This is a genomic window from Pseudomonas sp. LW8, from assembly GCF_041956865.1.
GTDB lineage: Bacteria > Pseudomonadota > Gammaproteobacteria > Pseudomonadales > Pseudomonadaceae > Aquipseudomonas > Aquipseudomonas siliginis.
In genome coordinates, this window is sequence record NZ_CP168138.1 from 1,364,132 (window position 1) to 1,389,307 (window position 25,176).

Consider the following 25,176-nt stretch of genomic DNA (forward strand, 5'->3'; position numbering starts at 1 on the left):
ATTATTGATGTTCAAAGTGTTACGCGACTGGATTCAGCGCTACTTCTCCGATGAAGAAGCCGTGGTGCTGGCGGTGCTGCTGGTTCTCGCCTTCACCGCCGTGCTTACCCTCGGCGGCATGCTCGCGCCCGTATTGGCGGGCATGGTGCTGGCGTATCTGATGCAAGGCCTGGTGGTGACGCTTGAGCGGCTGCGTGTGCCCGGCGGGGTGGCGGTGGGGCTGGTGTTTGCGCTGTTCATGGGCGCGCTGATGCTGTTTATTGTCGTGGTGCTGCCGCTGCTGTGGCATCAGTTGATCACGCTGTTCAACGAGTTGCCGGGCATGCTCGCCAAGTGGCAGTCGCTGCTGCTTCTATTGCCAGAGCGCTATCCGCATCTGGTGTCTGACGAGCAAGTCTTGCAAGCGATCGAAGCGGCGCGGGGCGAGATTGGCAAGTTTGGCCAGTGGGCACTGACTTTCTCGTTGTCGAGTTTGCCGCTGCTGGTGAACATCATGATCTACCTTGTGCTGGTGCCGATTCTGGTGTTTTTCTTCCTCAAGGATCGGGCCATGATCGGCGAGTGGGTGCGTGGCTATCTGCCTCGCGAGCGCGCGCTGATCACCCGCGTCGCGCAGGAAATGAACCGGCAGATTGCCAACTACATCCGCGGCAAAGGTATCGAGATCGTGATTTGCGGCGGCGTGACCTACATCGCCTTCATCGCGCTGGGCCTGAATTACGCGGCGCTGCTGGCGTTGCTGGTGGGGTTGTCGGTGGTGGTGCCGTATGTCGGTGCAGTAGTGGTGACGGTGCCGGTGCTGCTGATTGCGCTGTTCCAGTGGGGCTGGAGCGATCAGTTCATCTACCTGATGGCGGTCTACGGAATCATTCAGACGCTGGACGGCAACGTGCTGGTGCCGTTGCTGTTTTCGGAAGCAGTGAACCTGCATCCGGTGGCGATCATCTGCGCGGTGTTGTTGTTTGGCGGATTGTGGGGATTCTGGGGTGTGTTCTTTGCGATCCCGCTGGCGACGCTGTTCAAGGCTGTGCTCGATGCGTGGCCGCGCAAGGAGCCGGTGGTGGCGCCGTTGCTTTAAATCGGGGTGAGGCTTTTGGCCTCATCGCTGGCAAGCCAGCTCCCACAGGTTTTGTATGTGCTGAACCCTGTGGGAGCAGGCTTGCCAGCGATGGCGTCGGTGACGACGCAGCAAAAACATCAGGCTTTATTCAGAGCCTCAGCCGCCGCCAGCACGGCATCAACATGCCCCGGCACTTTCACGCCACGCCATTCCTGACGCAGCACACCGTCCTTATCAATCAGGAAAGTGCTGCGATCAACGCCCAGGTATTCCTTGCCATACAGCTTTTTCAGCTTGATCACGTCGAACAGCTGGCAAACCGCCTCGTCCTTATCGCTGATCAGCTCGAAGGGGAATTCCTGTTTGCCTTTGAAGTTTTCGTGCGACTTCAAGCTGTCGCGGGAAATGCCGAAGACTTCGGTGTTGGCAGCCTTGAATGCCGCATATTGATCGCGAAAGCCCTGGCCTTGAGTGGTGCAGCCCGGGGTGCTGTCCTTCGGGTAGAAATAGATCACCACTTGCTTGCCCTTGAGTTCGGACAGGCTGAAGGTCTGCCCGCTGGTCGCAGGCGCGGTGAAATCCGCAACCGGTTGGTCGATGACAACGGCCATGAAAGCTTCCTTACATTGGGTTTTGTGGGCGCCAAGGCTCGATCAGGGCATCCAGGTTCATCGCGTCGGCGAAATCGAGGAACTGATCGCGCAGCCAGCTGATCTGCGTGTTGGCCGGCAGGGTCACGGTGAACGTGGCGTTAAGCATGGTGCCGCCGGTCTGGGGAGCCTGGTAAGTGTCGCAGGTGAGGTTTTCCAGTTCGACGTTATGGTCCATGAAGAACTGGCACAGCTCATTGATGATGTCCGGGCGATACGCCGAGCTGACGTAAGCCACGTAAGGCAGCGCTTGCGGACGATTTTCCAGAGCGGCGCTGCGCACCACGTTGACGGTGAAAGCGTGACGCTTGGCCAGCAATGGCAGGCTGCCTTCGAGGCGCGCGAGGGCGTCCCAGCTACCGGAAACTTCCAGCACCAGAGCGCTGCACTCGCCGTGGCGGGTCAGGCGAGAGGTGACGACAGCGCAGCGGTTTTCATGGCTGGCGCGGCACAGGACGTTGGTCAGCTCCATGGGGTTGGCGCCGAGGGCACTGATGACAAGGAATTGTTCGCGAACTGTGGGGGTGGACATGCAGCATTCCTAAAGCGATGAGCGGTCGGTAGGTTGACGGGCATTGGTGGCCGGGCGTGCCTGTTCTGGCGGTCCGTATAAAGAGCCCCGGCCAGCGTTCGCGGCTCGCTCCACTGTGCGGGAGCGCGTCGATGCGACGCAGGAACGGGGCCTGGGAGGCCGAAAGGGGAGGCTGAAACCCGGCGTACAAGCTGATCTGTACCGATCAAAGTCTGAAGGGTAGCGAAAAGCGGCGCCAAGGGGAATGGCGGCGGCGCTGTACTTCGCTTGTGCAAGCATCTTGGCGCCAGTACCATTACCGCTCTCTTTTTCCGGCAGGAGCGGTTTCATGATTGCGGGCAGTATGGTGGCACTGGTCACTCCCATGGATGCACAAGGGCGTCTTGACTGGGACAGCCTCAGCAAACTCGTGGACTTCCACCTCAAGAACGGCACCCATGCCATCGTCGCCGTCGGTACTACCGGCGAGTCGGCCACCCTTGATGTAGAAGAGCACATCGCCGTCATCAAAGCCGTGGTCAAACAGGTTGCCGGGCGCATTCCGGTCATCGCCGGCACCGGCGCCAATTCGACCCGCGAAGCCGTCGAGCTGACCCGCAACGCCAAGGCTGCCGGCGCCGATGCCTGCCTGCTGGTGGTTCCTTATTACAACAAGCCGACCCAGGAAGGCCTGTACCAGCACTTCAAGCACATCGCTGAAGCGGTCGACATTCCGCAGATTCTCTACAACGTTCCCGGCCGCACCTCCTGCGACATGCAGGCCGAGACGGTGATTCGCCTGTCCACCGTGCCGAACATCATCGGCATCAAGGAGGCCACCGGCGACCTCAAGCGCGCCAAAGCGATCATCGATGGCGTGAGCAAGGATTTCATCGTGCTGTCCGGCGATGATCCGACTGCTGTCGAGCTGATCCTGCTGGGCGGCAAAGGCAACATCTCGGTCACCGCCAACGTCGCCCCGCGCGAAATGGCTGACCTGTGCGAGGCCGCGCTGAAGGGCGACGCCGATACCGCACGCGCAATCAACGAAAAACTGATGCCGCTGCACAAGGACCTGTTCATCGAAGCCAACCCGATTCCGGTGAAGTGGGCTTTGGTCGAAATGGGCCTGATGCACGAAGGCATCCGCCTGCCACTGACCTGGCTGAGCACCCCTTGTCATGAAACGCTGCGCTCGGCCCTGCGCCAGTGCAACGTCCTGGTTTAATTGAGGAAGTACAACGCATGAAGCGAATGGCCGGACTTTCCGCACTTGCCTTGATTATCTCCAGCACCAGTGGCTGCGGATGGGTCTGGGGGCCGGAAGGTTATTTCCGCGACCGTGGAAGCGATTACCTGCAAGCGCAACAGACTGCACCGATGCAATTGCCACCGGATGTGAGCACTGCCAAACGTCTAGATCCGCTGTTGCCGATCCCGCGCAACGTGGCCGATGACACCGCGACGGGCGAATACGTCGTGCCGCGTCCTCAGCCGCTGTCGGCGGTTGCCGATGCCACTGATTACTCGCTGCAGAAGAGCGGTGATTCGCGTTGGGTCGTAGCCCAGCATCCACCGGCCGAAGTCTGGCCAGTGGCGCTGCAGTTCTTCCAGGACAACGGTTTCCGTCTGGATGAACAGCGTCCGCAGACCGGCGAGTTCACCACTACCTGGCAGCACTCCGACGAGCTGTCCGCTTCGATGGCCAAGCGCCTGAGTGCGGCCGGTATCGCCAGCGACAGCGAAACCCGTGTGCGCGTACGTATCGAGCCGGGCGTGCAGCGCAACACCAGTGAAATCTACGTAGTCAGCGCCGAGCGTCCTGCCAGCAGCACGGCCGACGTGGCCTTCACCAACCGTTCGGTCAACACTGGCCTGGACGCTGCGCTGGTCGACGACATGCTCGCGAGCATGAGTCGCACCTCCGAGAAGGGCGGCTCGGTGTCGATGCTGGCCTCGCGTGATTTCGACGCGCCGAGCCGTGTCAGCCTGAACGAAGACGGCAGCGGCAACCCGGTGTTGAACGTCGGTACCGATCTGGACCGCGCCTGGTCGAGCGTCGGCCGTGCGCTGGAACAGGGCGAATGGCGCGTTGAAGACATCAACCGCAGCCTGGGCCTGTACTACATCAACCTGGCCGAAAAAGCCGAGAAGAAAGACGACAAGCCTGGCTTTTTCAGCAGCCTGTTCGGCAGTGCGCCGAGCAAGGAAGAAGTCGAAGCCCGCGCCGAGCGTTATCAGGTTCGCCTGAGCAAGGTGGGCGAGAACATCCAGGTCACCGTAGAAAAGAACATCAACACCGTCGCGCCGGCCGATGTCGCGCGTAAAGTGTTGAGCGTGATTCAGGACAACCTGGGCTGATCCGATATGCGTTTTGCCGTTCTCGGCAGCGGTAGCCAAGGGAACGGCACGCTGATCGCCAGTGCTGATACGTACGTGCTGGTGGATTGTGGTTTTTCCCTGCGGGAAACCGAAAGACGTCTGTTGCGCCTGGGTGTGCACCCGGCGCAACTGAGCGCGATACTCGTGACCCACGAACATGCCGACCACGTGCATGGCGTGGGTTTGCTGTCTCGGCGCTACAATCTGCCGGTCTACCTCAGTCGCGGCACACTGCGCGGGATGCGCAAACCGCTGGAACCGGCAGGCTTTCTCGCCGGCGGCGAGCAACTGCAGATCGGCGCACTGAACGTCGGGGTCATTGCCGTGGCCCATGACGCGCAGGAGCCGACCCAGTACGTCTTCAGCGATCAGGAACAGCGGCGCTTCGGCCTGCTGACCGACCTGGGATCGTTCTGCGAGCGGGTGCTGGATGGCTATCGGGACCTCGATGCATTGATGATCGAGTCCAACCATTGCCGCGACATGCTGGCCCGTGGTCACTACCCGTACTTTCTCAAGCAGCGGGTGGGCGGCGAACGCGGACATCTGAACAACCATCAGGCGGCATTCCTGGTGGCCGAGTTGGGCTGGCAGGGCTTGCAACACCTGGTCCTGGCCCATCTGAGCAGCAAGAACAACCTGCCGCAGCTGGCCCGGCAATGTTTTGTCGACACTCTCGGGTGCGACCCGGACTGGCTGCAACTGGCCGATCAAGATTCAGGGCTCGACTGGCGCCACATCGCCTAGCCCACCTACTTAGCAAGCGGAGCCCATCATGGAAAAACGTGAAGAACTCTACCGCGGCAAAGCCAAATCGGTTTACAAGACCGACGACGCTGACCGCTTGATCCTGCTGTTTCGCAACGACACTTCGGCGTTCGACGGCAAGCGCATCGAACAGCTCGATCGCAAAGGTATGGTGAACAACAAGTTCAACGCCTTCATCATGCAGAAACTCGAAGCGGCCGGCGTGCCGACCCAGTTCGACAAACTGCTGGGCGACAACGAGTGCCTGGTGAAGAAGCTCGACATGATCCCGGTCGAATGCGTCGTGCGTAACTACGCCGCCGGCAGCCTGGTCAAGCGTCTGGGCGTCGAGGAGGGCATGAAGCTCAACCCGTACACCTTCGAACTGTTCTTGAAGGACGACGCCAAGGGCGACCCGTTCATCAACGAATCCCACGTTGTGGCATTCGGTTGGGGCACCGCCGAGCAACTGGCGCGCATGAAGGAACTGTCGCTCAAGGTCAACGAAGTCCTGAGCAAACTGTTCGACGACGCCGGCCTGCTGCTGGTCGACTTCAAGCTTGAATTCGGCGTGTTCAGCGACGGCTCCATCGTCCTCGGCGACGAGTTCAGCCCGGACGGCTGCCGTCTGTGGGACAAGGACACCAAGAAGAAGATGGACAAGGACCGCTTCCGCCAGGGCCTTGGTGACGTCATCGAAGCCTACGAAGAAGTCGCCGCTCGTCTGGGCGTACCGCTTTAATCGACGCAAGCATCTGATAGCACGGAAAAAATTTCGTTTGGGGGGGTTCGCAACCAACGAAAGTGTTGTTATGATGCGCGCCGTTGGAGAGATGCCAGAGTGGCCGAATGGGACGGATTCGAAATCCGTTGTACCTTCACCGGTACCTAGGGTTCGAATCCCTATCTCTCCGCCATTATTGAACAAGACAAAGCCCCCGTAATCATTGCTGATTGCGGGGGCTTTTTCGTTTCTGGCGTTTTGTTCGCAATGCTTTTCGGGTACAACCTGCCGACTGCATAAAGGAACAGCTCGATGAGTGAAGTTCAGCCGTTGGCGGGTGATGATGACGTTAGGCCGCAGAGCGTGAGTTTGCGCGAGGCGTTCTGGTTCTGGTTGAAGCTGGGCTTTATCAGTTTCGGCGGGCCGGCCGGGCAGATTTCGATCATGCACCAGGAACTGGTCGAGCGCCGACGCTGGATTTCCGAGCGGCGTTTTCTGCATGCCTTGAACTATTGCATGTTGCTGCCCGGGCCGGAGGCGCAGCAGCTGGCGACCTACATTGGCTGGCTGATGCATCGAAGCTGGGGCGGGATTGTGGCCGGGGCGTTGTTCGTGTTGCCTTCGCTGTTCATCCTGATTTTCCTGTCGTGGCTCTATATCGCCTTCGGTGAGGTGCCGGTAGTGGCCGGGCTGTTTTACGGGATCAAGCCTGCGGTGACGGCCATCGTCGTGCAGGCGGCCCATCGGATCGGGTCGCGGGCGCTGAAGAACAATTGGCTGTGGGCAATTGCGGCGGGATCGTTTACGGCGATTTTTGCGTTCAATGTGCCGTTTCCGCTGATCGTGCTGGGCGCGGCGGTGATTGGCTATTTCGGCGGTCGAACGGCGCCGGAGAAATTCAGGGTCGGCGGGCATAGCGCGGCGAAGAAGTCTTTCGGCGCGGCGTTGATCGATGACGACACGCCAACCCCGGCCCATGCCCGTTTCAGCTGGAAGAAACTGACCTTGATCGCCGTGATCGGTGCCGCGCTGTGGGCATTGCCGATGGGTGTATTGACCGCGCTATTCGGCTGGCAGGGCACGTTGACGCAAATGAGCTGGTTCTTCACCAAAGCTGCGCTGCTCACCTTTGGCGGGGCTTATGCGGTGTTGCCATATGTCTATCAAGGTGCGGTCGGTCACTACGGCTGGCTGACCCCGACACAGATGATCGACGGCCTGGCGCTGGGCGAAACCACGCCAGGGCCGCTGATCATGGTGGTGGCGTTCGTCGGTTTTGTCGGCGCTTATGTGACGCAGGTGTTCGGCGCCGATCAGGTGTTCCTCGCCGGAGCGGTCGCCGCCGCGCTGGTGACGTGGTTTACCTTTCTACCCTCATTCCTGTTCATCCTCGCCGGCGGCCCGCTGGTGGAGTCGACGCACGACGAACTCAAATTCACCGCCCCGCTGACCGCCATCACCGCCGCGGTGGTAGGGGTGATTCTCAACCTGGCGTGTTTCTTCGGCTACCACGTGCTCTGGCCGCAGGGTTTCAGCGGCAGCCTGGACTGGACGTCGGCGTTGATTGCGCTTGCGGCGGCCATTGCGCTGTTTCGCTTCAAGCGCGGAGTGATTCAGGTGTTGCTGGGCTGTGCGTTGGTTGGGTTGGTGGTGCATTTGCTGCGTTAGTGGTCGCGGCGCCGGAAATCGAGTCGCGCGCTGGAGGCCTGAAGAACTCAGTCACCTGGAGATCATTGGCTCGATCATCGTCATGCTCAACAAGGGCGCCGACATGCGCTCCAACATCGCAGCTGAAGCACGGGCGAAGATCGTCTATGAGCGCTTGATGGGGCGCGCGCCTGACATCAGGCGGCGCGCCCCGGTTAATCACTGTGAAATCTTGGTGACTTGCAAAGATTTGCGCTCGATCGCTACGGGCTGCAAATGCCCCAAACGGTCGAGGTGATAGCGCTGCAGATCCCGCGCCAGAATCAGTTGGCCGTGATACAGCGCTGCCGCTTCGTTGCGCACATCCTCGATCGACGGGCTCACCGCCGGATTGGCCTGATAGCGCGCGCTGAAATGCGTCAACACCAGATTGCGCACCCCGGCTGATTCGGCAAATCCAGCGACAGCGGCGGCGCTGCTGTGGCCGTAACTGGCACGAGCGCGGTCGATTGCTGCCTGCACGAATGTCGCTTCATGCACGAGCACATCTGCCGATTGCGCCACTTCGGCCAGCAGTGCCGGCCGATCGTTATCGCCGCAGACAATGATGCGTCGATCAGGTCGTGAACTCAGCAGATAGTCGCGAGCGTGCAGCATCCGTCCGTCAACCTCCACGTCCTGACCGTGGGCCAACTGACCCCAGAGCGGGCCGCGTTCGATACCCTCGGCATCCAGGCGCTGCACGTCCAGACGCGGTTCCGGGTCGGACTCGGTGAACACATAACCATGACACGGCACGCGGTGCGACAACTCAACGGTCTGCACCTGAACGTTGACGCTGCGCCACTCTGTAAGCGTTTCCACAGCATGCAGGTTGATCTCGAACGGCAGATACGATTGCGTCACCTCCAGACTCATTTTCAGCCAGGGATGCAGCGCTGTCGGCAGGATAATGTCCAGTGGTCGCGTGCGTCCGGACATGCCGGTGCTCGCCAGCAGACCCGGCAAGCCCAGGCAGTGATCGGCATGCACATGAGTGATGAAAATCGCCCGCAACTCGCTCAGCGACAGCGGCGTGCGCAGCACCTGATGCTGGGTGCCTTCACCGCAATCGATCAGGTACCAGCCCTTGCCGGCAGACGCGATCAGTGCCGTCGCGCTGACGTTGCGCTGGCGGGTCGGCACGCCGGCAGACGTGCCCAGAAACAACAAATCCACGGTGGTTCTCCCTGGCGGATCGGATTTCAGATATTGCGTGCAGTTCTCGGTGAGCTTTCGACAATCAGCGAGGCGATTCGGATCCATCGATGGACTGCGACAATTCATCGGACACCCGCGCTGTCGGCGGCTGGCCTCGGCACTTCGCTCGCTGATGATGGTCACAGCGAAACGGAGTCACTTAGCGGAGGTCAACTTGCCCAGAAAATCCAGGCCGATCGTCGACCGCGCCGATGCGGCGACCCTTTCGCAAGAACGCAAAGATGTGTTTTTCGCGGCGGTGCAGGTCAGCCGCATGGCCATGATTGTCACCGATCCAGCGCAGCCCGACGATCCCATCATTTTTGCCAACAATGCGTTTCTTGAACTCAGCGGCTACGAGCTGGAAGAAGTGCTCGGGCGCAACTGCAGGTTTCTGCAAGGCGAGCAGACTGATCGTGCGGTGTTGCAACGGGTCAAGCAAGCGCTGAAACATCACCACGAAACCTGCGTGGAGGTGCTCAACTATCGCAAGGACGGCTCGTCGTTCTGGAACGAGCTGTTCATCGCGCCGCTATTCAACGAGCGCGGACAACTGGTGTATTTCTTCGCTTCGCAAATGGACGTCAGCCGCCGACGCGACGCCGAGGACGGCCTGCGCTACAGCGAGAACATGGAAGCGCTGGGCCAGTTGACCGGTGGCATTGCCCACGACTTCAACAACCTGCTGCAAGTGATGATCGGCTACATTGAGCTGATCCAGCACACCGCAAAGCGGCCGAGCATTGATCCGCAACGCATCGTGGTAGGCGCCGGTCACGCTCGCGCGGCGGCGGAAAAAGCACGTTTGCTGACCCAGCATCTGCTGGCATTCTCCCGCCGACAACGGCTCGAAGGCCGGGTGATCAATCTCAATGCCTTGCTTGAGCGCTCTACGCTGCCGACGCATGAATCCGCCGATCTGGAACCGCGATTCGAACTGGCCGAGGACTTGTGGAACTGCCGGCTCGACCCGGCGCAGGCCGAGATGGCGCTGAACCATTTGCTCTCCAACGCCTGCGATGCGCTGGTTGACCAGCAGCAACCTGCGATCACCGTGCAGACCCGCAACGTCGATGTACCGGACTCGACGGATCCGCACCAGGGCGGACTGGCGGCGGGGCGTTACGTCTGCATCGCGGTTGCCGATAACGGCGTGGGCATTGCCGCTGACGATCTCGACAAAGTGATGGAGCCGTTTTTCACCACCAAAGAGGAAGGCAATGGTGCCGGCCTCGGTTTGTCGATGGTTTACGGCTTCGTCAAGCAATCCGGCGGTGTGGTCAAAATCGAATCGACGCCGGGACTCGGCACCACGGTGCGCCTGTTCTTCCCGGCGGATGACAGTCAGCTATCGGCATCTGGCTCCGCTGAAGCCGCAGAAAATCTCAAGGGCACGGAGCGCATCCTGATCGTCGAGGATCGCGCCGAAGTCGCTGAACTGGCGCGCTTTGTATTGTCCGAACAGGGTTACCACACCGACCTCGCTGCAGATGCGAGCGAGGCACTGGCCGTGCTGCAGAGTAGCGAATACGACCTGGTATTCACCGATTTGGTCATGCCGGGCGACATGAACGGGCTGGCACTGGCGCGGGAAATCAGCCAACGCTATCCGGCCATGAAGATCCTGCTGACGACCGGGTACTGCGCGGACGAGTCGACGCCCAATGAGCTGGCTGACAATGAGTTCGAATTGATCGCCAAGCCCTACGCGCCGGTGGACCTTTTGCGCAAGCTGCGCTCGATGCTCGGCTGAAAAAACGAACTGACGGCGCACGTTCGGCGTCCATCCTAAAGACTGCATTGAACAACCAGTGAGGGACCCGATCCCTGAGGAGATGTTGGCAGTGAGCGATGACTTGATGATCAATAACGGGCCGATCGACTGAGCGTCAACGAGGACGGTTCATGCAGGAGCAATCTTTGGTGGTGATTAGCGGCGCCAGTGCTGGCGTCGGGCGCGCGGTGGCTCATCGATTTGCCGCTGGGGGCTACCGCATCGGACTGTTGGCGCGTGATCCGGCGGGCCTGGCCGCCACGCAAGAGGAGCTGCAAGCGTATGGCGTTCAGGTTGAAACAGTCAGCGTCGACGTCGCCGATGCGCTCGCCGTGCAGCAGGCCGCCCAGCAACTGGAAACCGCGCTCGGGCCGCTGGCGGTATGGGTTAACGCGGCGATGGTCACGGTGCTTTCGCCGATAGAACAATTGTCTGCCGCCGAGATCGAGCGGGTTACTCAGGTGACCTATCTCGGCACGGTTCATGGCACGTTGGCAGCGCTGTCGTTGATGCGTCCGCGTAACAAAGGATTGATCATTCAGGTCGGCTCGGCGCTGGCCTATCGGGCCATTCCGTTGCAGGCCGCTTACTGCGGGGCAAAATTTGCCGTGCGCGGTTTTACCGACTCGTTGCGCTGTGAGTTGCTGCATGAGCGCAGCCATATTCGCGTGTGCATGGTGCAATTGCCCGCGATCAATACCCCGCAGTTCGACTGGGCGCGCAACAAATTGCCCAAGCGTCCCCAACCTGTGCCACCGATTCACGACCCCGACGTAGCGGCACGGGCGATTTTCAGTGTGGTAAAGCATCCTCCGCGAGAGTTGTGGCTGGGGTGGTCGACGATCAAAGCTATTATTGGGCAGTCGGTCATGCCCGGTCTGCTCGACCGTTTGATGGCGCGAAGTGCATGGTCCGGTCAGCAGACCAATGAGCCTGAAGACAACGAGCACCCGGACAACCTGTTCGAAGCGCAGCCGGATCGGCATCAGATTCGCGGCCGCTTCGTCGGCCGTTCCAGGGATGCAGCGCTGGCCTTGACCTCGACGCAAGTGCTGGCGATATCGGCAGTGATTGCCATATTGGTCGGCGTGGTTCTGTTACAGCTCTGATGCTTTCCTGGTTCGCTCCACTGTCGACGCATCTCTGCGCCCGCTGCTAGAGGCGCTGGGGTGCATGGAAGCAACAAATGCAGCACATGCACCTTTGATGAATGTGGTTTCGCTCAAATCTCCTTGATCGGCGTCTCGCCTTGAACGGCTTTGATCAGATTGATCACGTGCAGGCAATCAGCCTTGTTCACATACGATTCGCCACTGGCCACCGTCTCGTGGTTGCGCGCACGCAGACGCCAGCGCCACTGGCCTTTGCCAGTGCTGGGGGTGCCTCGGGTTTGTCGGTAGATTTCGAAATACATGGGGTTCGCTCCCTGCGATAGAAAGGCGCGCCAACCTGTGTGGCGCATCGACGCAAGCCTAGCGCAGCGGGTTTTTTTGGCTATCGCGGATTTGTTTCCAATCGTTCGCGGATGTTTCTGAAAGACGCTGGCCAGAGCGCGGCGACTGCCCGGCGAATTGGCCGATATGACGCCGTGTCCTGCTTGCACGTGCGTGCCGGCTGCTGCTTAATACGGCACGGCTCATGGCCTCGAAAGACTTTCGATGACCGACAAACTATAAAAAGAGCACTCCTTTGACTGAGCACGGAACGCAACAGGCCGGGCAGGTGACGTTGTCGCTGGTGATCCCCGTTTTCAACGAGGCCGACAGCCTCGACAGCTTTCTTTCGCGCATCGACGACGTCTTTCAGACGCAGGCACTGATCGATCTTGAACTGGTCTTCATCAACGATGGCAGCACCGACACCACCCTTGAGCGCTTGCTTGAACGGCAGCGGCAAGACTCGCGTCTGCGCATCGTCGATCTAAGCCGCAACTTCGGCAAGGAAGCGGCGTTGTCGGCCGGTCTGCAAATGGCCACCGGGAAGATCGTGGTACCGATCGACGCCGATCTGCAGGACCCGCCGGAAGTCATTTTGCAGATGATCGAGCGCTGGCGCGAAGGTTACGAAGTGGTGCTGGGGCATCGTGTCAGCCGCCGCAGCGACACGTGGGCCAAATCGACCTCGGCCCACTGGTTCTATCGCCTGCACAACCGCATCGCCGAACAGCCGTTGCCGGAGAACGTTGGCGACTTCCGCTTGATGGACCGCTGCGTGGTCGATGCCTTGCTGACCCTGCCCGAGTCGCGCCGCTTCATGAAAGGTCTGTTCGCCTGGGTCGGTTTCCGCACCACTCATGTCGACTACGAACGCCCCGAGCGCGTGGCCGGGCAAAGCAAGTTCAATGGCTGGCGGCTGTGGAACTTCGCCCTCGAAGGCATCACCAGTTTCAGCACCGAGCCGCTGCGGGTCTGGACTTACCTGGGGGCAACGGTTTCGCTGGTGTCGTTTGCGTTCGCCATGTTCATTGTCCTGCGCACACTGATCCACGGTGTCGACTTGCCCGGTTATGCCTCGCTGATGGTCGCAGTCACGTTCCTTGGCGGTCTGCAATTGATCGGCATTGGCGTACTCGGCGAATACCTTGGCCGCACCTATATCGAATCCAAACGCCGGCCGGTTTTTCTGGTGCGTCGCGTTTACGACCCCAAGGACTGACAGATGGATCTCAAGGAAACCGACATCCTCGGCGACAGCATCGATGAGCATTGGTATTACTGCTGCAAAGCGGCGGCGACCCGGCGATTGCTGGGTAACATGCCGATCCGACGAATACTCGATGTCGGTGCCGGCTCGGGGTTTTTCTCGCATCATCTGCTGACCCACACCGACGCGCATGAGGCGTGGTGCGTCGACATCAGTTACCCCGCCGATTCAAGCGCCACCACCGCTGGCAAACCGGTGCATTACCGCCGCGGCATCGACAGCATCGATGCCGATCTGGTGTTACTGATGGACGTGCTCGAGCATGTCGACGACGACCTCGGCCTGCTCAAAAACTATGTCGATAAAGTGCCTTCGGGCAGTCGTTTTCTGATGACGGTGCCGGCGTTTCAGTTTCTCTGGAGCGGTCATGATGATTTTCTTGAGCACAAGCGCCGCTACACCCTCGCGCAATTCGAAACCCTGGCGGGCGATGCCGGTTTGACCGTGCAGCGCGGCGCCTACTATTTCGGTGCGGTGTTTCCTATCGCCGCAGCGTTGCGCCTGATACCTCAAGGTTCGCAAACCGCACGGCCGCAGTCGCAACTCAAGCGTCATCACCCGTGGGTCAACAGCGTGCTCAAGACTCTTTGCCGACTGGAGTTGCCGTTGATGGGCAGCAACCGGCTGGCCGGTTTGAGCGTCTTCGTGCTGGCGCAGAAACCGTGATCGACAGTGATCGTTCAGCGTTGGTTCGCCGTGGTCTGCGCTTTGCCCTGACCGGGCTGTTCGTCACTGCGCTGCATGCGCTGGTGGCTGTGCTGTTCATCCGCTTCATCGCGCCCGAACCGCCGCTGGCCAATGGTTTCGCCTTTGCCGTGGCGACCGTTGTGTCTTATGTGATCAATACCACCTGGAGCTTTTCAGCTCGCCTGCACGGGCGCACGTTACTGCGCTTTGTGTCGGTCTCGGCGGGCGGTTTTCTATTGGCGATGCTGGTTGCCTGGGCGGCGCAAGTGGCGGGGTTGCATTATCTGCTCGGGATCGGTGCCGTGGCCATGACGGTGCCGGCGTTCACATTCGTTTTGCATAATTTCTGGACGTATCGATGAAGCTTTGCTCAACCTCTCGGGCGGCTGCGCTGTTGCCTGTGCTGCTAGGCATTCTGGCCTTTTTTATCGTGGTCGGCCCACGGGCGTTGAACCCGATGAACATTGCCTGGCTGGGCGACGGCGACCCGGCCACCCATTACCAGGGTTGGGTGTTTTTCCGGCACTCGCCATGGAGCTTTCCGCTGGGGCTCAATCCGTCTTATGGACTTGAATTGAGCAATGGCTTGATCTTTTCCGATTCCAATCCGCTGTTTGCCTTTCTGTTCAAGCTGTTTTCGGCGCTGTTGCCGGAGCCGTTTCAGTATTTCGGACTGTGGTTGCTGACCTGCTTCATTCTGCAGAGCTGGTTTGCCTGGAAACTGCTCGGCCTGGTGACCCGCGACGCGGTTCTGCGGTTGCTCGGCACCGGGCTGTTTTTATTCGTTCCGGCCATGCTGATCCGCATGAGCGTGCACCTGTCCCTGGGCGGGCATTTCATGTTGCTGGCCGCGCTGTACCTGGCGCTGCGGCCCTTCACGCCCAAGCGCTCTCTGGCCTGGGGAACGTTGCTGGCGGCGGCCGCGCTGATTCACGCCTATTTGCTGGCGATGATTGCGCTGATCTGGCTCGCCGATCTCGCAGCACACACCCTGCGGCGACATCTGGCGCCGCGCAAAGCTGTGGCCGAACTGATCGGTCTGTTTTTGCTGGTGAGTCTGTGTTGCTGGCAGGCGGGCTACTTCAGCGTCGGCGATGACGGTCTGGCACTGATGGGCTACGGTCTGTTCCGCGCCAATGTGCTGAGCTTTTTCGACCCGGGAACCTGGTCGTTTGCCCTGCGCGACATGCCCGGTGTGTTGGGCGATGGTGACGGTTTTGCTTTCCTTGGTTTGGGTGTGGTGTTCCTGTTCATCTGCGCCTTCGCGGCGTGGCTGCAACGCGGCACGGATGTTCACCTCAAGCCACGTCGCTACCCGTTGCTGTTGCTCGCGCTCGCCGGCCTGGCGCTGTTTGCGTTTTCCAACAACATCGGGGTCGGCCCATTCGAGTTGCACATCCCGCTGCCGGATGCGGTGGTTGCGGTGGCGACAATTTTTCGCGGTTCGGGGCGGATGATCTGGCCTGTCATGTACATGGCGATTTTCGCCATTCTGTACGTGGTGATTCGCGGCCATACTTCGCGCACGGCACGGATTCTGCTGAGCATTGCCCTGTTGCTGCAAGTGGCGGATACGCGTTCCGGTTGGGGAGAGTCGCGCAACCTGTTCATGGCCACGCCGGCGCCACAATGGCCGACGCCACTGGTTGATCCGTTCTGGGATCAGGCAGCCCGCCATTATCAGGCGGTGCGCTGGCTGCGCCCGGAGAATTATCCGGAGCAGTGGCGAACGCTGGCCGAGTATGCGGGACGCCATCATCTGCCGACCAATGCGGTCTACCTCGGCCGCATGAGTACCAAGGCCACCGAGGCGGCCCAGGCTGTGGCCGACCAGATGGTCAGCTCTGGTCAATACGCCACCGATACGCTGTATGTACTCGATAGCCGCACTGTGCTGCCGGCCGCGCTGACTCTCAATCGCGAGACTGACGTACTCGCCAGAATCGACGGTTTGAACGTGCTGGCGCCCGGCTGGAAGCGTTGCGCCGATTGCCCGCCTATCGTGGCCTCTGATCCTCTTACGCTGATTTCGCCAATGAAGTCGAACGAGCGCGTGACCTTCAACGTTACCAGCCTGGCGACGTTTTTCCTCGGCAGCGGATGGTCGAAAAGCGAACCGTGGGGCACGTGGTCCGAGGGCAGTGAATCGCAAATCATTCTGCGGCCCGAGGCGCCGGTGAGATCATTTGTGCTGGAAGCCAACGCTTTGATTGCGCCGTCGCATACCGAACAGGGGCTGGAGATTAGCGTCAACGATGTGCCGGTGCTCTCCACCCGCTTGCTCAAGGCCGAAGCGAACGTTGTCGCCGTTGACCTGCCAGCTGAAGTCCAGCAGCGCATTGAGCGTGAAGGCGTGCTGGTGATTCGTTTCCAGCACGCCGATGCCGTCAGCCCGAGAGCGCTGGGCATGGGACTCGATCCGCGCAAACTGGCCATTGGCATTCTGGCGTTGACGCTTCATTGACCCTTCAGTGACTGTTCGGCGCAGCGGCCCATAGACGCGGTTCCTGGGCCTTTCTACACTGCCGCTATTCCGGGGAGCAGGGGCAAAGGATGAACCGCAATGAACTACGCAAGGCCGACATCAACCTGATGGTGGTGTTCGAGACCCTGATGCTCGAACGCAACGTGACCCGCGCGGCGGAGAAGCTGTTTCTTGGCCAGCCGACCATCAGCTCGGCGCTCAACCGTTTGCGCACGATGCTCAACGATCCGCTGTTCATCCGCGTCGGCCATCGCATGGAACCGACGGCTCGTGCCGAAGACATTTACCGCCATCTCAAACCGGCACTGGATTCACTCTCGGCGGCGCTGAGCCTGACCCGCGATTTCGATCCCGCCACCAGCACCATGACCTTTCGCATCGGCCTGTCCGACGACGTCGAATTCGGCCTGCTGCCGCCGCTGTTGCGCGCGTTGCGCCAAGAGGCGCCGAGCGTGGTGTTCGTGGTGCAACATGTCGATTACTGGCGCATTCCCGACCTGCTCGCTGCCGGCGATATCACCGTCGGCATCAGCCAGACCCGTGGCCTGCCGGCCAACGCCAAACGCAAACTGCTGCGGCATATCCAGCCAAGCATCCTGCGCGCCGATGCCTCTGATACGCCGCTGACCCTCGACGAATATTGCGCTCGCCCGCATGTGCTGGTGTCACACACGGCCAATGTTAGCGGTTACGCCGATGAGTGGCTGGCGGAACTGGGCCGCACGCGGCAGGTGGTGTTGTCGGTGCCGCAATACAGCGCACTGCCGGCTTTGCTGGCCGGCACCGACCTGATCGCCAGCCTGCCGGATTACACCGCAGCGGCGATGGCGGCGTCCGGGGCGCTGTTCCAGGAACCGTTCCCGTTCAAGACGCCAACACTGGACCTGTCGATGGTCTGGCTCAGCCACGTCGACAGCGACCCTGCCGAACGCTGGCTGCGCTCGCGGCTGGAAGCATTCATGAGTGAACGGCCGCTTATTCAGATCTAACAGATGCCACGTATCCCTGTGGGAGCGAGCCTGCTCGCGAAGCGGTTCAGCAGGCGCGGGTGTGCAAACTGAAAGGACGCTTTCGCGAGCAGGCTCGCTCCCACAAATGACGCTGTGTGATTGTGGTATATGTACGCCCCGCATCCGCCGACTGGAGATCCGCAATGCCACACCTGCACATGGAATACACCGCCAACCTGACGCAGTTGAACGCTGACATCGCCCTGATCCGGCTCAACAACACGCTGGTCGGTTCCGGTCAGTTCGGCGCGGAGTTCGATATCAAGAGCCGCGCGATCAAGATCGACAACTTCAAGGTCGGCACGGCGCAGGGCGAGCGTGCCTTCGTCCATGTGAAACTGGCCTTGCTCAGCGGGCGCTCGGCGGAGATCAAGAAGCAGCTCTCGCAAAGTCTGCTGGCAGTGTTGCAGGAACTCTGCGAATGGCCGGCCGGGCTCGAAGTGCAACTGTGCGTGGAACTGCTCGACATCGATCGCGAGTCCTACAGCAAAGCCGCCATCGGCATCTGACGTTCAGGCGTTTTCCAGCTCGCTGCACACCTGAATCACCTGCTCGCGCAGCCAGACGTTGGCGCTGTCCTGATCGGCGCTCTGGCTCCACTGCATGTCGAGGGTGAAACCCGGCAGGCCGTTGGGCGCTTCGCAGTGGTTGAACACTGCGTCGTTGGTCAGCAGACGCTGGATACGCCGGGGCAGGGTGAGGATGAAATCGGTGCCGGTGATCATCTTCAACGCGGCGCTGTAGCTGTTCGATCGGGCCACTATCTGGCGCTTTTGCGCTTGCCGCGCCAGCCAGCCGTCGACCATGTTGGTGCTTGAAGTCCACGGCGTTGGAAACACATGCCGACGTTCGGTGAATGCTTGCAGGCTCAGGCGCGGTTCGAGTGGTGTGGCGCGTTTGTCGAAGACGCAGACCAGGTCATCTTCCAGCAACATCCGGGATTTCAGATCCGCATGCTGGCGGTGAAAGTGCGGGCCGAAACTGATCACCAGATCGAGGCTGCCGTCGCGCAACTCTTCGGCCGGCACGTCGGTTTCAAACTTGTGCATGTTGACCATCACTGGCAAGTCGTCGAAATCGAAGCGCTTCAACAGACGCGGCAGAATCAATTGCTCGAAGTATTCCGGGGCGCAGATGTTGAAAGTCACCGCCTGCCGGCTCGGGTCGAAGGCCGGGGCGCCGGCATGACAGAGGTTGATGCTTTCGAGAATCTTCTGCACATGGCCGTACATGCTGCAGGCCTTATAGGTCGGACGCATGCCAGTGCGGGTGTTAACGAATAACTCGTCTTCGAAACTGGTGCGCAGTTTCTTCAGGCAATAACTGACGGTGGACTGGCTGACGAACAGGGTTTCCGAGACATCGGTGACACTGCTCTGCTCGTACACGGCGACGAATACCATCAAGTCCTGCATATCGAGCTTGCGAAGCAAATTACTGTTCAGCATGAGTTCCGTCTCGCTGTGCCCCTTGCGCAGAATTCGCGCAAACGTGTGCGTACGATCCTAACGGAACGATGGTGCCAGGAGAAACCCTCGTAGGACATTTCACGGACACATGTGGGACAGAAACTTTTAGCAACACGACGTTGCCAATCTCGTGCGCAAAAGATGGCCAGAGGCCTCTAGCCCGGGCAGGGCAAGCGACGTGTGTAGTCGCGAGGGTTGAAGCGCACAACCATCAGCAGCATGAGCACCATTACCGCAGTCAGCGCCCACCACGCACCTTCGAAACTGCCCAGCCGATCGCGAATGATCCCTGCCAACAGCGGCGACAGTCCTGCGATCAGATAACCGATCCCCTGTACAAACGCGGTCAGGCCACCGGCGCGCTGCGGCTCGTCGCAGTGATCCAGAGCGACGATCAGGCTCATCGGAAACAGACCGCCAATCCCCAGCCCCAACAGACACGGCCATAACAAGGCCAGAGTTATCGGAGCGAGAATCAGCCCGCAGAAACCGCCGATGATCAGCAACAGCAGAACCGCCAATATCCCACGCCGGTCACGGCTGCGATTGGCGATCGCAGGCACTGCCAGGCCGGAAATGACCTCCATCGCTGTAAGAAAACCCAACAGCAGCCCGGCGTTCTGTTCACTCCAGCCTTTTTCCACGTAATACGGGGCAAGCCAGGCGAGGACACAGGTGTAGGACGCCGTACCGAGGCCAAAGAAAATCGCCAGCAACCAGGCGCGACGGCGCGTGATGAAAGATTCCCGCTGGGTCACCCTTGGTAGGGCTTGCGCGGGCTGCAAGCACCAGACCAGCAACGCGACCAATGCCAACGCCGCCCAGATGGCCAGCCCGATGCGCCAACTGCCGGTCTGCACCATCACCAGCGGCGCGAACGATGCGGCAATCGCGGCGCCGCCCATGATCGAAGTCACGTAGATGCCCATGCACAACGCCACGTTGTCAGCAAAGCGCGTCTTGATCAGCGCCGGCATCAATGCCTGAATCAGGGCTATGCCAATACCGGCCAGTATCGCGCTGACGATCAGCTCGACCGCAGAATCGATAAACAGCCGTGACACGTTCGCCAGCCCGATGACAAGCAGCGACAGCAGCACCGTGCGTTGTTCGCCCAGACGCTGGCTGATGCGCAGGCCGAAGAACATCGCCAGCCCCATGGCCATGACCGGCAGCATCGTCAGCAAAGAGGCAAGCGTGAAGCTCAACGGTATATCGCCACGGATCGCCGACAGCAGCGGCCCGATGGCTGCCATTGAGGGGCGCAGATTAAGTGCGACAAGAATGATCGCGAGTATCAGCCAAGCGGCGGGGCGGGAGTGATTCATCAGCAGGCCTTTGAGTGGGGAGGCTGATGATTAGGCGTCGCGGCGCGCGCATCGGCAAATCAGAAAACCCCGGGCCAGACCTAAAAACTCGATAACACCCCTGTCCCGATGTGGGAGCGAGCCTGCTCGCGAATTCGTTCCTCCAGACAAACATTCATTTGCTGACATTGCGCTTTCGCGAGCAGGCTCGCTCCCACAGAGGACATTGTGAAGTGCCTGAAACTGAATAAACCCTGAACCATTCTCAAATACTCGCAAACTTTCACGTTCGTACTCCGAGGCAACTAATCATTAGCATCTTTTTCACGAAAAATTGATCCATGCCTGCCTAAAGTTTGGCATGCCTCGGTGAATGAATTTTTCACAATCGACGAGGCTCTTCTTTCAGGAACAGTCACTCATCATGTTGAAGTTAAAAGCCGTGCGCCCGGAATGGGTGACGTTGTTTGCCAGCGCCTTTTTGTTGCTCGGTTTCAATCTGGTGCTTTGGCAACACCTGTTCGAGATCACCGCCGCCGATGGCAAGGGCATCGCCATGCGCGTGGCGTTCGGCGTGATGATCCTTGCCGCGTTCAATATCGTGCTGACGATATTCGCGTTCCGGCCACTGCTTAAACCACTTTTGACTCTTTTGTTTTTAGTCAGCGCCGGCGTGGCTTATTTCATGAGCCAATATGGCGTCATGATTGATGCGGGCATGTTGCGCAACTTTGCCGAGACCAACGCGACTGAAGTGCGTGATCTGCTCTCGTTGAAGTTGTTCGCTTATATTCTCTTGCTGGGTGTTTTGCCGTGTTTGTTGTTGTGGAAAGTACCGGTCAATTATCGGCGCTGGCATCGCGAGTTGTTCAGCAAAGTTATCGTCAGTGTTGCCTCGGCGGCGGTAATCGGTGTTGTGGCATTGGCCAACTATCAAGGTTTGTCGTCGCTGTTTCGCAATCACCACGAAATTCGCCTGATGCTGGTGCCGAGCAATTACATCGGCGCATCCATTGGTTATCTGCAAGAGCAAGTTGTCTCGGCGCAGCAGCCGTTCATCAAGATCGGCGAAGATGCCCAGCGCAATCCCGACTTGCGGCTACAGCCACGCAAATCCCTCACCGTGCTGGTGGTGGGGGAAAGTGCGCGGGCGCAGAACTTCGGCATTCTCGGTTACGACCGAGACACCACCCCGCAACTGGACAAAGAGGCTGGCCTGATCGCCTTCACTGACGTGCATTCCTGCGGCACGGAAACCGCAGTCTCGGTACCGTGCATGTTCTCCAACATGGGCCGCAAGGATTACAACGCCAGCAAGGCCAAGAACGAAGAAGGCTTGCTCGATGTGCTCAAGCGCGCCGGCATTGATGTGATCTGGCGCGATAACCAGTCCGGCTGCAAAGGCACTTGCGACCGCGTCACGGTGCAGGATGTCAGCAAGTTGCAAGACCCGGCGTTGTGCGCCAACAGCGAATGTCGCGATGAAATCCTCCTGCAAGGGCTGCAAAGTTTCATCGATCATCTGGACAAGGACACCGTGCTGGTTCTGCACCAGATGGGCAGTCACGGCCCGGACTACTTCAAGCGTTATCCCAAGGAGTACGAACACTTCACTCCGGTCTGTGAAAGTAACGCGCTGAACAATTGCAGCCGCGAAAGTATCGTCAACGGTTACGACAACACCTTGGTCTACACCGACCATGTGCTGGCGAGCCTGATCGATGTGCTGCGCAGCAATCAGGACAAAGTCGACACCGCCATGCTCTATCTGTCGGACCACGGCGAATCGTTGGGCGAGTACAACCTGTTTCTGCACGGCACGCCTTATATGCTGGCGCCCGAGCAACAGAAGCATGTAGCGATGCTGGCGTGGTTCTCTGACAGCTATCAGAAGGCCTATTCGGTCGACACCCATTGCCTGCAACTGAGCCGGGACAAGCCGCTGAGCCAGGACAATCTGTTCCACTCGATGCTCGGCCTGCTGGAAGTGCGCAGCAGCGTCTATCAACCTGCCTTGGACATGTTTGCCGGCTGTCGTGGCGCGGTGATCGACGGCGTGTTGGCCAAGCAGTGAAGCGTTTCCTGCCCGTCGCGCCAATGCGACGGGCCTTTCTGTTTCTGCTGTCAGACTATTCTTGCTGACAGGCAAGACATTTCCTTACAGCTCTTGCCCTTCAAAGGCGCGTAAATCGTCGGTGGCGATATATACTGCGCGCCATTCTTCAAGGGAGAGCCGTGTGGCTATCGATATTCACTGGATTCGCGACAACGAAAGCCTCGCGCAGTTTTGCGCCGAGTGGCAGCAGCTGCCGTTCGTTGCCCTCGACACCGAATTCATGCGGGTCGACACCTTCTATCCGATTGCCGGCCTGTTGCAGATCGGCGACGGCAAACGCGCCTACCTGATCGACCCGCTGACCATCAACGCCTGGCAACCGCTGGCCGAGTTGCTGGAAAACCCGGCGGTGCTGAAAGTCCTGCACGCCTGCAGCGAAGACCTCGAAGTACTGTTGCGCCTGACCGGCAGCCTGCCGGCGCCTCTGTTCGACACGCAACTGGCCGCCGCTTACCTGAACCTCGGCTTTTCGATGGGCTACTCGCGTCTGGTGCAGGAGGTGCTCGGCATCGACCTGCCAAAGGGCGAAACCCGTTCCGACTGGTTGCAGCGCCCGCTGTCCGAAACCCAGATCAGCTATGCCGCCGAAGATGCCGTGCATCTGGCCGAGGTGTTCGTCGAGTTGCGGCCCAAGCTGTCCGACGACAAGTTCGCCTGGGTGCTGGAGGATGGCGCCGAACTGGTCGCCAACCTGCGCCGCGAAACTGATCCTTACGAGGTGTATCGCGAGGCGAAACTGGCGTGGAAGTTGTCCCGTGCACAACTCGCCGTGCTGCGTGAGCTGTGCGCCTGGCGCGAAAAAGAAGCCCGCGCCCGCGACCTGCCGCGCAACCGCATCGTCCGTGAACACTCGCTGTGGCCCTTGGCCCGCACGCAGCCGGATAACCTCGCGGCGCTGGGCAAGATTGAAGACATGCACCCGCGTACCGTACGTCAGGACGGTCAGTTTCTGCTTGATCTGATCAAGCGCTCTGGCAGTGTGGGGCCAGATCAATGGCCGCCGGCAGTGCCGGAGCCGTTGCCGATCGAAGCCGCTGCGTTGATCAAACAACTGCGCGCGCTGGGTCAGGCCGAGGCCGAACGCCTGGGTATTGCCCCGGAACTGATGCTGCGCAAGAAAACCCTCGAAGCCCTGGTCAAAAGCGGCTTCCCCGAGGGACCTTACCAATTGCCCGATTCGCTGCGTGGCTGGCGCCGCGAATTGCTCGGCCAGAAGCTGCTCGACAGCTTGGCCACCGCCGGAGAACAGCCTTGAAACGTATTTGCTCCATCTACCAAAGCTCCAAGCGCAGCGGCATGTATCTCTACGTGCTCAAGAGCGATGCGCTCGAGCGCGTGCCGGAAGCGCTGATGACGGCTTTTGGCAAAGCGAAGCATTCCTTCGATCTGGTGCTGTCGCCCGAGCGCAAGCTGGCCAGCGAAGACATCACCGTGGTTCTGGAAAACCTCGACAAGCAGGGCTATCACCTGCAAATGCCACCGGCCGAGGACGAGTACATCGAGCACTTGCCCGAAGAGTTGCTGCGACGCAACGACCCGGTCTGACCCGCGAGGCCCTGTTCTGGGCCTCGGTTAACCCTGGAACTGTTTTTACCGCGATGGCCGGCCCGAACCCGGCGGCTGTCTGCACGGTTTGCGAAAGGTTTGAAGATGCGCGTTCTGATTGCCGAACACGACTACGCGATATACGCCCGCCTGCTGCGTCAGGCGCTGCCCGAGCTTGAAATCCTGACCAGCGGCGACTCCGCCGAACTGGCGCGTCAGGCCGCCGATTGCCCGGTGTGGCTGGGCCAGCCGGATCTGCTGGCGACCTTGCTGCGCCAGGGCCATCAACCGCAATGGCTGCAATCGACCTGGGCCGGCATCACGCCGCTGCTCGCCGACGGCCTGCGCCGCGACTATCGTCTGACCCGCGCCGTGGGGATTTTCGGTCAGGTCATGGCTGAATACGTGCTGACCTACATCCTCGGCCACGAACGCGAAGTGCTGGCGCGGCTGGTCAGCCAGGTCGAGCGCAAGTGGGACAACCGCAGCGGCCAGAGTCTGGTAGGGCGCAAGGTGCTGATCGTCGGCACCGGTGACATCGGCCAGAGCGTTGCGCAGTTTCTGCGGCCGTTCGGCGTCGAGCTGTACGGTATCGCCAGCAGTGCCCGCGAACAGGCGCCATTTGTCGAGGTCGGCGCGCTGGCCGATCTTCCGCGTCTGGTGGGCGAAGTGGATTACGTGGTCAATCTGCTGCCGAACACCGAACACACCCACGATATCTACGACGCGGCGCTGTTCAAGCAATTCAAGCCGACCGGATTGTTCATCAACGCCGGGCGTGGTGTCGCAGTGGTCGATGCCGATCTGGTAGAAGCCTTGAAGGAAGGGCATCTGGCCGGCGCGGTGATCGACGTTTGCCGTCAGGAGCCATTGCCGCAACGCCATCCATTCTGGACCGCATGGGGCTTGCTCCTGACCGGGCACAGCTCGGCACCGACCTCGCCGGCGCTGATGGTGGATTTGTTTGTGCAGAACCTGAAAGCGTATGAGGCAGGTGAAGCTTTGCGCGGCGAGGTGGATTTCACCCGCGGTTACTGACTCTCCACCGATTTCACTGTGGGAGCGAGCCTGCTCGCGAAGAGGGCGTGTCAGTCGACAACAGCGTGTCTGACACAGCGCT

At 60.1% G+C, this 25,176-nt stretch carries 24 protein-coding genes, 1 tRNA gene and 1 pseudogene; 20 read left to right on the forward strand and 6 right to left on the reverse strand.

Annotated elements, in window-relative coordinates; genetic code table 11:
• The first annotated feature begins 7 nt into the window (after positions 1–7).
• Positions 8–1,078: an AI-2E family transporter gene (locus AB9L16_RS06155; RefSeq protein ID WP_041478862.1), complete on the forward strand. Its 1,071-nt coding sequence runs from the start codon at positions 8–10 to the stop codon at positions 1,076–1,078.
• Between the two features lie 119 nt (positions 1,079–1,197).
• On the opposite strand, the gene AB9L16_RS06160 is transcribed toward AB9L16_RS06155, so the two are convergent.
• Together AB9L16_RS06160 and AB9L16_RS06165 are read right to left on the reverse strand one after the other, a co-directional pair.
• A complete protein-coding gene (locus tag AB9L16_RS06160; RefSeq protein ID WP_056783542.1) occupies positions 1,198–1,671 on the reverse strand; it encodes a peroxiredoxin in 474 nt (157 codons plus the stop codon).
• Between the two features lie 10 nt (positions 1,672–1,681).
• Positions 1,682–2,242 (reverse strand): glycine cleavage system protein R, encoded by a 561-nt coding sequence (locus tag AB9L16_RS06165; protein ID WP_024012001.1) that lies wholly within the window; start codon positions 2,240–2,242, stop codon positions 1,682–1,684.
• A 328-nt stretch (positions 2,243–2,570) separates the two neighbouring features.
• Here AB9L16_RS06165 and dapA point away from each other — a divergent pair, with 328 nt between their 5' ends.
• From dapA to AB9L16_RS06200, 7 genes and pseudogenes are all read left to right on the forward strand, one after another.
• Positions 2,571–3,449 carry a 4-hydroxy-tetrahydrodipicolinate synthase gene (gene dapA / locus AB9L16_RS06170; RefSeq protein WP_016771265.1) on the forward strand — a complete coding sequence of 293 codons (879 nt, stop codon included), beginning with the start codon at positions 2,571–2,573 and terminating at the stop codon, positions 3,447–3,449.
• A 17-nt stretch (positions 3,450–3,466) separates the two neighbouring features.
• Positions 3,467–4,582: an outer membrane protein assembly factor BamC gene (bamC, locus tag AB9L16_RS06175; protein ID WP_375123246.1), complete on the forward strand. Its 1,116-nt coding sequence runs from the start codon at positions 3,467–3,469 to the stop codon at positions 4,580–4,582.
• Between the two features lie 6 nt (positions 4,583–4,588).
• On the forward strand, positions 4,589–5,350 hold the full coding sequence (locus tag AB9L16_RS06180) for an MBL fold metallo-hydrolase (protein ID WP_024012002.1): 762 nt from the start codon (positions 4,589–4,591) through the stop codon (positions 5,348–5,350).
• Positions 5,351–5,378: 28 nt separating this feature from the next.
• Entirely contained in the window at positions 5,379–6,092 is a 714-nt protein-coding gene (gene purC, locus AB9L16_RS06185) for a phosphoribosylaminoimidazolesuccinocarboxamide synthase (protein WP_016771262.1), read from the forward strand.
• A gap of 85 nt (positions 6,093–6,177) precedes the next feature.
• Positions 6,178–6,267, forward strand: a tRNA-Ser gene (locus tag AB9L16_RS06190).
• 119 nt (positions 6,268–6,386) lie between these two features.
• On the forward strand, positions 6,387–7,742 hold the full coding sequence (gene chrA, locus AB9L16_RS06195) for a chromate efflux transporter (protein WP_375123247.1): 1,356 nt from the start codon (positions 6,387–6,389) through the stop codon (positions 7,740–7,742).
• Between the two features lie 40 nt (positions 7,743–7,782).
• Positions 7,783–7,917, forward strand: a pseudogene (locus AB9L16_RS06200) (manganese catalase family protein); the annotation flags it as partial.
• Between the two features lie 23 nt (positions 7,918–7,940).
• Here the strand turns inward: AB9L16_RS06200 and AB9L16_RS06205 are convergent.
• On the reverse strand, positions 7,941–8,939 hold the full coding sequence (locus tag AB9L16_RS06205; protein WP_056783549.1) for a ribonuclease Z: 999 nt from the start codon (positions 8,937–8,939) through the stop codon (positions 7,941–7,943).
• A 196-nt stretch (positions 8,940–9,135) separates the two neighbouring features.
• Between AB9L16_RS06205 and AB9L16_RS06210 the strand changes: the two genes are divergently transcribed.
• Together AB9L16_RS06210 and AB9L16_RS06215 are read left to right on the forward strand one after the other, a co-directional pair.
• Positions 9,136–10,713 carry a histidine kinase famiy protein gene (locus tag AB9L16_RS06210; RefSeq protein WP_375123248.1) on the forward strand — a complete coding sequence of 526 codons (1,578 nt, stop codon included), beginning with the start codon at positions 9,136–9,138 and terminating at the stop codon, positions 10,711–10,713.
• 152 nt (positions 10,714–10,865) lie between these two features.
• Positions 10,866–11,843, forward strand: a complete 978-nt coding sequence (locus AB9L16_RS06215) for an SDR family oxidoreductase (RefSeq protein WP_041478857.1) — start codon at positions 10,866–10,868, stop codon at positions 11,841–11,843.
• Positions 11,844–11,956: 113 nt separating this feature from the next.
• Here the strand turns inward: AB9L16_RS06215 and AB9L16_RS06220 are convergent, their stop codons facing one another.
• On the reverse strand, positions 11,957–12,148 hold the full coding sequence (locus tag AB9L16_RS06220; RefSeq protein WP_016771242.1) for a DUF1508 domain-containing protein: 192 nt from the start codon (positions 12,146–12,148) through the stop codon (positions 11,957–11,959).
• 275 nt (positions 12,149–12,423) lie between these two features.
• Here AB9L16_RS06220 and AB9L16_RS06225 point away from each other — a divergent pair, with 275 nt between their 5' ends.
• The 6 genes from AB9L16_RS06225 to AB9L16_RS06250 all read left to right on the forward strand — a co-directional run bounded on the left by AB9L16_RS06225 (position 12,424) and on the right by AB9L16_RS06250 (position 18,128).
• Positions 12,424–13,389, forward strand: a complete 966-nt coding sequence (locus AB9L16_RS06225; protein ID WP_056783552.1) for a glycosyltransferase family 2 protein — start codon at positions 12,424–12,426, stop codon at positions 13,387–13,389.
• Between the two features lie 3 nt (positions 13,390–13,392).
• The gene (locus tag AB9L16_RS06230) at positions 13,393–14,103 is read left to right on the forward strand and encodes a bifunctional 2-polyprenyl-6-hydroxyphenol methylase/3-demethylubiquinol 3-O-methyltransferase UbiG (RefSeq protein ID WP_150742402.1); all 711 of its coding nucleotides are present in this window, start codon (positions 13,393–13,395) and stop codon (positions 14,101–14,103) included.
• The gene (locus AB9L16_RS06235; RefSeq protein ID WP_375123249.1) at positions 14,100–14,486 is read left to right on the forward strand and encodes a GtrA family protein; all 387 of its coding nucleotides are present in this window, start codon (positions 14,100–14,102) and stop codon (positions 14,484–14,486) included. Before AB9L16_RS06230 ends, AB9L16_RS06235 begins: the two co-directional genes overlap by 4 nt.
• On the forward strand, positions 14,483–16,588 hold the full coding sequence (locus AB9L16_RS06240; protein ID WP_375123250.1) for a DUF6311 domain-containing protein: 2,106 nt from the start codon (positions 14,483–14,485) through the stop codon (positions 16,586–16,588). Before AB9L16_RS06235 ends, AB9L16_RS06240 begins: the two co-directional genes overlap by 4 nt.
• Positions 16,589–16,677: 89 nt before the next feature.
• Positions 16,678–17,598 carry a LysR substrate-binding domain-containing protein gene (locus AB9L16_RS06245; protein ID WP_056783563.1) on the forward strand — a complete coding sequence of 307 codons (921 nt, stop codon included), beginning with the start codon at positions 16,678–16,680 and terminating at the stop codon, positions 17,596–17,598.
• 164 nt (positions 17,599–17,762) lie between these two features.
• Positions 17,763–18,128 carry a 5-carboxymethyl-2-hydroxymuconate Delta-isomerase gene (locus AB9L16_RS06250; protein ID WP_041478855.1) on the forward strand — a complete coding sequence of 122 codons (366 nt, stop codon included), beginning with the start codon at positions 17,763–17,765 and terminating at the stop codon, positions 18,126–18,128.
• Positions 18,129–18,131: 3 nt separating this feature from the next.
• On the opposite strand, the gene AB9L16_RS06255 is transcribed toward AB9L16_RS06250, so the two are convergent.
• Positions 18,132–19,067, reverse strand: a complete 936-nt coding sequence (locus tag AB9L16_RS06255; RefSeq protein WP_236167967.1) for a LysR family transcriptional regulator — start codon at positions 19,065–19,067, stop codon at positions 18,132–18,134.
• Positions 19,068–19,243: 176 nt separating this feature from the next.
• Complete coding sequence (locus AB9L16_RS06260) at positions 19,244–20,416, reverse strand: cyanate transporter (RefSeq protein WP_375123251.1); 1,173 nt, start codon at positions 20,414–20,416, stop codon at positions 19,244–19,246.
• Positions 20,417–20,819: 403 nt separating this feature from the next.
• Between AB9L16_RS06260 and AB9L16_RS06265 the strand changes: the two genes are divergently transcribed.
• The 4 genes from AB9L16_RS06265 to AB9L16_RS06280 all read left to right on the forward strand — a co-directional run bounded on the left by AB9L16_RS06265 (position 20,820) and on the right by AB9L16_RS06280 (position 25,094).
• Positions 20,820–22,469 carry a phosphoethanolamine transferase gene (locus AB9L16_RS06265; protein WP_236167965.1) on the forward strand — a complete coding sequence of 550 codons (1,650 nt, stop codon included), beginning with the start codon at positions 20,820–20,822 and terminating at the stop codon, positions 22,467–22,469.
• Positions 22,470–22,632: 163 nt separating this feature from the next.
• On the forward strand, positions 22,633–23,766 hold the full coding sequence (gene rnd, locus AB9L16_RS06270; protein WP_056783576.1) for a ribonuclease D: 1,134 nt from the start codon (positions 22,633–22,635) through the stop codon (positions 23,764–23,766).
• Entirely contained in the window at positions 23,763–24,056 is a 294-nt protein-coding gene (locus AB9L16_RS06275; RefSeq protein WP_041478850.1) for a YcgL domain-containing protein, read from the forward strand. Before rnd ends, AB9L16_RS06275 begins: the two co-directional genes overlap by 4 nt.
• 105 nt (positions 24,057–24,161) lie before the next feature.
• On the forward strand, positions 24,162–25,094 hold the full coding sequence (locus tag AB9L16_RS06280) for a D-2-hydroxyacid dehydrogenase (protein ID WP_041478849.1): 933 nt from the start codon (positions 24,162–24,164) through the stop codon (positions 25,092–25,094).
• Positions 25,095–25,176: the final 82 nt, after the last annotated feature.

Coding starts and splice junctions, on each gene's coding strand:
- bamC (WP_375123246.1), top strand. CDS start 3,467: ATGAAGCGAATGGCCGGACTTTCCGCACTTGCCTTGATTATCTCCAGC.
- chrA (WP_375123247.1), top strand. CDS start 6,387: ATGAGTGAAGTTCAGCCGTTGGCGGGTGATGATGACGTTAGGCCGCAG.
- AB9L16_RS06230 (WP_150742402.1), top strand. CDS start 13,393: ATGGATCTCAAGGAAACCGACATCCTCGGCGACAGCATCGATGAGCAT.
- AB9L16_RS06165 (WP_024012001.1), bottom strand. CDS start 2,242: ATGTCCACCCCCACAGTTCGCGAACAATTCCTTGTCATCAGTGCCCTC.
- AB9L16_RS06220 (WP_016771242.1), bottom strand. CDS start 12,148: ATGTATTTCGAAATCTACCGACAAACCCGAGGCACCCCCAGCACTGGC.
- dapA (WP_016771265.1), top strand. CDS start 2,571: ATGATTGCGGGCAGTATGGTGGCACTGGTCACTCCCATGGATGCACAA.
- AB9L16_RS06280 (WP_041478849.1), top strand. CDS start 24,162: ATGCGCGTTCTGATTGCCGAACACGACTACGCGATATACGCCCGCCTG.
- AB9L16_RS06155 (WP_041478862.1), top strand. CDS start 8: ATGTTCAAAGTGTTACGCGACTGGATTCAGCGCTACTTCTCCGATGAA.
- AB9L16_RS06160 (WP_056783542.1), bottom strand. CDS start 1,671: ATGGCCGTTGTCATCGACCAACCGGTTGCGGATTTCACCGCGCCTGCG.
- AB9L16_RS06215 (WP_041478857.1), top strand. CDS start 10,866: ATGCAGGAGCAATCTTTGGTGGTGATTAGCGGCGCCAGTGCTGGCGTC.
- AB9L16_RS06260 (WP_375123251.1), bottom strand. CDS start 20,416: ATGAATCACTCCCGCCCCGCCGCTTGGCTGATACTCGCGATCATTCTT.
- AB9L16_RS06250 (WP_041478855.1), top strand. CDS start 17,763: ATGCCACACCTGCACATGGAATACACCGCCAACCTGACGCAGTTGAAC.
- AB9L16_RS06245 (WP_056783563.1), top strand. CDS start 16,678: ATGAACCGCAATGAACTACGCAAGGCCGACATCAACCTGATGGTGGTG.
- AB9L16_RS06180 (WP_024012002.1), top strand. CDS start 4,589: ATGCGTTTTGCCGTTCTCGGCAGCGGTAGCCAAGGGAACGGCACGCTG.
- AB9L16_RS06265 (WP_236167965.1), top strand. CDS start 20,820: ATGTTGAAGTTAAAAGCCGTGCGCCCGGAATGGGTGACGTTGTTTGCC.
- AB9L16_RS06240 (WP_375123250.1), top strand. CDS start 14,483: ATGAAGCTTTGCTCAACCTCTCGGGCGGCTGCGCTGTTGCCTGTGCTG.
- AB9L16_RS06255 (WP_236167967.1), bottom strand. CDS start 19,067: ATGCTGAACAGTAATTTGCTTCGCAAGCTCGATATGCAGGACTTGATG.
- purC (WP_016771262.1), top strand. CDS start 5,379: ATGGAAAAACGTGAAGAACTCTACCGCGGCAAAGCCAAATCGGTTTAC.